This is a genomic window from uncultured Paenalcaligenes sp., assembly GCF_947630565.1.
In the GTDB taxonomy this organism is placed as follows: domain Bacteria; phylum Pseudomonadota; class Gammaproteobacteria; order Burkholderiales; family Burkholderiaceae_B; genus Paenalcaligenes; species Paenalcaligenes faecalis.
Genome location: NZ_CANRIC010000081.1, coordinates 1 through 4,018 on the forward strand (window position 1 = coordinate 1; position 4,018 = coordinate 4,018).

Here is a 4,018-nt window from a genome sequence, read left to right on the forward strand (position 1 = left end):
CGTTTAGGTCACACCCAGCGTAGAAAACAAAAAAGCCACCTTTAAGGTGGCTTCTAAGTCCTTGATTTACAAGGTGAATTCTGGCTCCCCGAACAGGGCTCGAACCTGTGACCTGCGGATTAACAGTCCGTCGCTCTACCGACTGAGCTATCGGGGAATTGCTAAAAAATCTAGTATAACATTATTTTAAATTGTTTTGCAACTATTTATTTCTAAATGTTTTAAAACTGGATTTTCGTGCGTCTTTAGCAGAGTTTTTTGTTGCCATGTCCGCCAAAGAAATAAAACTATAACAATGATTTTTGTTTATGGCAAGCATTATCGTAAAATAATTTTTTATTCGTGCTTATTGGAGTAGTCATGAGTCCTGCTCGTCACCAGTTTTTGGTGGGGTTTTTTCTTGCTGGCTTTGGGTCGGTATTATTTTCAGCTAAGGCGATTGTGGCTAAGCTTACGTATGAGCATGGGGCAGATGCACTGACCGTTATTGGCTTTAGGATGTTGCTTTCATTACCTGTTTTTTTAGGGATTGCGTTGTGGCAGGCGCATCGTGCTCATAAAGGGGATATTCCCAAGTTAACCATGGCGCAACGTGGTCAGCTCGTTGTGTTGGGCTTTTTGGGCTATTACTTAGCCAGTCTGTTGGACTTTATGGGGCTGCAGTATATTACGGCCAGTCTAGAGCGTTTGATTCTCTTTTTGTCGCCTACTTTTGTGTTGTTATTTTCGGCTCTTTTCTTAAAAAAAGTCATTATGGCAAAACAGTGGCTTGCGTTGGCCCTGTCATACCTAGGCGTCAGTTTAGTCTTTGTTCAAGATCTGAGCTTAGATGGGGATAATGTGTTGTTGGGAGCCGCTTGTGTATTAGGTTCCGCATTGTCTTATGCGATTTATTTGATCGGATCTGGGGAGCTATTGAAAAAAATTGGTTCTACGCGCTTAGTAGCCTATGCGATGAGTACTTCGGCGGTTTATACGTTAATTCACTTTTTCGTTGTTCAAGGCTGGCAAGGTTTGGTGCAGCCTATGCCTGTGTATGGCTTGTCATTAATTCATGCCACCCTAAACACCGTAGCCCCCACATTTATGATTATGTGGTCAGTGGAACGCATTGGTGCGCCCATGACAGCTCAATTAGGGTTGCTAGGCCCAGTATCTATTTTGTTTCTTGCCTTTTGGTTTTTGGGTGAGCCGATTACGAGTTTGCAAATTGCTGGGACTGTTTTGGTGCTGACGGGGGCGATGGTGTTGGGCAGACGTTGATAAGAGTAAGAGCCACTTAGCCCAGTGAGTGGCTCTTATTGTCTATTCTGGCGAGTACCTATGGATGCGTCACGAGTATTAAAAACGATTGAGTGGGATTTTTAGGTAGCGATGACCATCTTCTTCGGCGGTTGGTAGCTGTCCTGCTTGAATGTTGACTTGTAGTGCGGGTAGCATCAGTTTAGGTAAACCTAGTGTGGCATCTCGTTGAGTGCGCATGGCGACGAACTCAGCCTTACTGATACCATCGCGAAGGTGGATGTTATTTTTTCTTTGATCGGCGACTGTACAGTGATATTGAGCTTCACGGCTGGTAGGAGGGTAGTCGTGGCACATGAATAAGACGGTGTCTTCTGGAAATGCGAGTAGACGGTGTACGGAATCATATAGTTGCTCTGCATTGCCTTCGGGGAAATCGCAGCGCGCAGAGCCCACATCGGGTAAGAAAATAGTATCCCCTACAAAAATACCTAAACCATGGACGTGATACGCCATATCTGCGGGGGTATGGCCAGGCACATGCAGTACATCAACAACCATATCTCCTATAAGAAATTGTTCTTCAGCAGCAAAAAGTCTATCAAAGGGCTCGCCATTCGTTTTGACTTGATCGTTTAAGTGGTAAATGTGCTTAAAGGTATGTTGAACTTGAGTGATTGGCGTACCAATGGCTAGTTGCCCCCCTAATTGGGACTTAATCCACGATCCTGCTGAGAGGTGATCGGCATGAGCATGGGTTTCTATAATCCACTGTAGCTCTAGTTGATTCTTTTTAATGTAGTCAATGAGTTGCTGGGCAGATCGAGTGGAGGTGGTTGCTGAGTGCGGTTCATAATCAAGCACGGGATCAATAATGGCACACTGTGGATTGCCCTCTGCATGAACCACATATGAGTAGGTAGAGGTTAAAGGGTCAAAAAAAGCTTCTGCGTGCGGAGTTATCATGGGGTACCTTTTAATATATGAATTTATAATATATAATAAAGTATAATATTTATAGAAACTTTTGCAACTATGTCAGTAGATACACAACAAATTATGCAACTCAATGAGCTAGCCTCTGAGGCTGCTACTTTACTTAGTCGATTAGCCAATCCGGATCGTTTGCTCATTTTGTGCTTATTGGTCAGCGGAGAGAAAAATGTCAGTCAAATCGGAGAGGCTAGTGGTATTGAGCAACCTACCTTATCACAGCAGCTTACCGTGCTACGCAAAGACGATTTAGTGCAAACGCGGCGCGAGGGTAAGTATGTGTATTACCGTCTCGAAAATCCAGATGTTTTAGCTATTATGCAAACCCTTTATCAGGTGTTTTGTGCACCCAAGGAGCAAGAGAAATGAGTATAGATTGGGCCGCATTTACCCCATGGCAGTCATTGTTAGGTGGTGCGTTAATTGGCTTAGCTGCTGTCGTGCTGTTAGTGGTTAATGGCCGAGTGTTTGGCATTAGTGGAATCTTGACTACCTCTCTATTTGGGGGCGGACAACGCAGTTGGCGTATAGCCGCTCTTATCGGCGTGCTAGTTTCTCCTTGGGTTTATATGGCGTTAGGAGGCCAAATGCCCCAAGCACATCCCCGAGCTATTTCAGTGCTTATTATCGCTGGGTTATTGGTTGGCTTTGGTAGTGCTTTGGGCTCTGGTTGTACCAGCGGGCATGGCGTATGCGGTATTTCTCGTTTATCAGGCCGATCCATGATTGCAACACTGAGCTTTATGATTACCGGCTTTGCAACGGTTTATCTATTCCGCCATCTTTTGGGCATCATTTAATAGGGGTAATAGCATGATGATAGTGGGTGGCGCGCTTGCCGGATTATTGTTTGGTTTTGGCTTGTTAATTTCTGGGTTGGCTCACCCAGATAAGGTGCAAGGTTTTTTGGATTTAGCTGGGCAGTGGGATCCTTCTTTGGCTTTTGTTATGGGGGGAGCTATTGCGGTAGCTATTATTCCATTTAGTTTGGCGAAAAAAAATAAAATCCAACCGGTCAGCGGCGTAAAAATGGAGCTTCCTACGCGCACGGATGTGGATAAAAAGCTGCTAATTGGCAGTGCTTTATTTGGGGTAGGCTGGGGGCTAGCGGGCTATTGCCCAGGGCCTGCACTGGTGTCTTTTGGTGCTGGTATTGATATGGCTTGGTGGTTTGTGCCCGCTATGCTAGTTGGAGCCTTAGTGCAACGTCTGTTTTTTAAATAATGCTGTGAATCTGTGTGTAGTACCTTTGGCGTCCTGTTGGACGCCTTTTTTTATGTTTTTTATTAACCCAAATGCGTTTCGTTCACAGGTAGCGGTGTCATATTGCTGATGCGATCTAAAATACCACAGTCTTCGGCTGTGCCTTCGTGAGCGCAGGCGTGTTGTAACTGCTGCAGTTGTTGGCGTAGCTGTTGTAATTCTTTAATACGTATATCTACGTGCTGTAAATGAGTCGCAATAATATCCGTGACGGGTTCACAGGTTTGTTGAGGCGCATCCATGATAGCTAATAAATTACGAATCTCTTCGTGAGTCATATCTAAACTGCGACAGTTACGTATAAAACGCAGACGTTCCACATGAACCTCATGGTATTGCCGATAATTATTACTATCTCTGTACGCCTCAGGTAGTAAACCAATTTTTTCATAATAGCGAATGGTTTCTGTAGGACAGAGGGTCTGTGATGCGAGTTCGCCTATTTTCATCTAAATTGTGCGAGATACCCCGTCATTCATGGCGGGGAGGGATAGCACGGGTCACGTAGTGACCCCCTTTG

Annotated in this window: 6 protein-coding genes and 1 tRNA gene; 4 read left to right on the plus strand and 3 right to left on the minus strand. The window is 44.8% G+C overall.

The annotated features are described in order from the left end of the window. Positions 1–81: 81 nt before the first annotated feature. A tRNA-Asn gene (locus Q0Z62_RS10580) sits at positions 82–157 on the minus strand. Between the two features lie 203 nt (positions 158–360). On the opposite strand from Q0Z62_RS10580, the gene Q0Z62_RS10585 reads away from it, so the two are divergent. Beyond that, positions 361–1,263 carry a DMT family transporter gene (locus Q0Z62_RS10585; protein WP_298054379.1) on the plus strand — a complete coding sequence of 301 codons (903 nt, stop codon included), beginning with the start codon at positions 361–363 and terminating at the stop codon, positions 1,261–1,263. A 78-nt stretch (positions 1,264–1,341) separates the two neighbouring features. Here Q0Z62_RS10585 and Q0Z62_RS10590 read toward each other — a convergent pair whose 3' ends face one another. Then, complete coding sequence (locus Q0Z62_RS10590; RefSeq protein WP_298054383.1) at positions 1,342–2,208, minus strand: MBL fold metallo-hydrolase; 867 nt, start codon at positions 2,206–2,208, stop codon at positions 1,342–1,344. Positions 2,209–2,277: 69 nt separating this feature from the next. On the opposite strand from Q0Z62_RS10590, the gene Q0Z62_RS10595 reads away from it, so the two are divergent. The 3 genes from Q0Z62_RS10595 to Q0Z62_RS10605 are packed head-to-tail and all read left to right on the plus strand — an operon-like array spanning position 2,278 to position 3,459. Then, a complete protein-coding gene (locus Q0Z62_RS10595) occupies positions 2,278–2,604 on the plus strand; it encodes a helix-turn-helix transcriptional regulator (protein ID WP_269900071.1) in 327 nt (108 codons plus the stop codon). Next, the gene (locus Q0Z62_RS10600; RefSeq protein ID WP_298054390.1) at positions 2,601–3,035 is read left to right on the plus strand and encodes a YeeE/YedE family protein; all 435 of its coding nucleotides are present in this window, start codon (positions 2,601–2,603) and stop codon (positions 3,033–3,035) included. The genes Q0Z62_RS10595 and Q0Z62_RS10600 overlap by 4 nt, the downstream gene beginning before the upstream one ends. A gap of 13 nt (positions 3,036–3,048) precedes the next feature. Then, on the plus strand, positions 3,049–3,459 hold the full coding sequence (locus Q0Z62_RS10605) for a DUF6691 family protein (protein ID WP_298054394.1): 411 nt from the start codon (positions 3,049–3,051) through the stop codon (positions 3,457–3,459). A 62-nt stretch (positions 3,460–3,521) separates the two neighbouring features. Here Q0Z62_RS10605 and cadR read toward each other — a convergent pair whose 3' ends face one another. Beyond that, a complete protein-coding gene (cadR, locus tag Q0Z62_RS10610; RefSeq protein WP_269900068.1) occupies positions 3,522–3,947 on the minus strand; it encodes a Cd(II)/Pb(II)-responsive transcriptional regulator in 426 nt (141 codons plus the stop codon). Between the last annotated feature and the right edge of the window lie 71 nt (positions 3,948–4,018).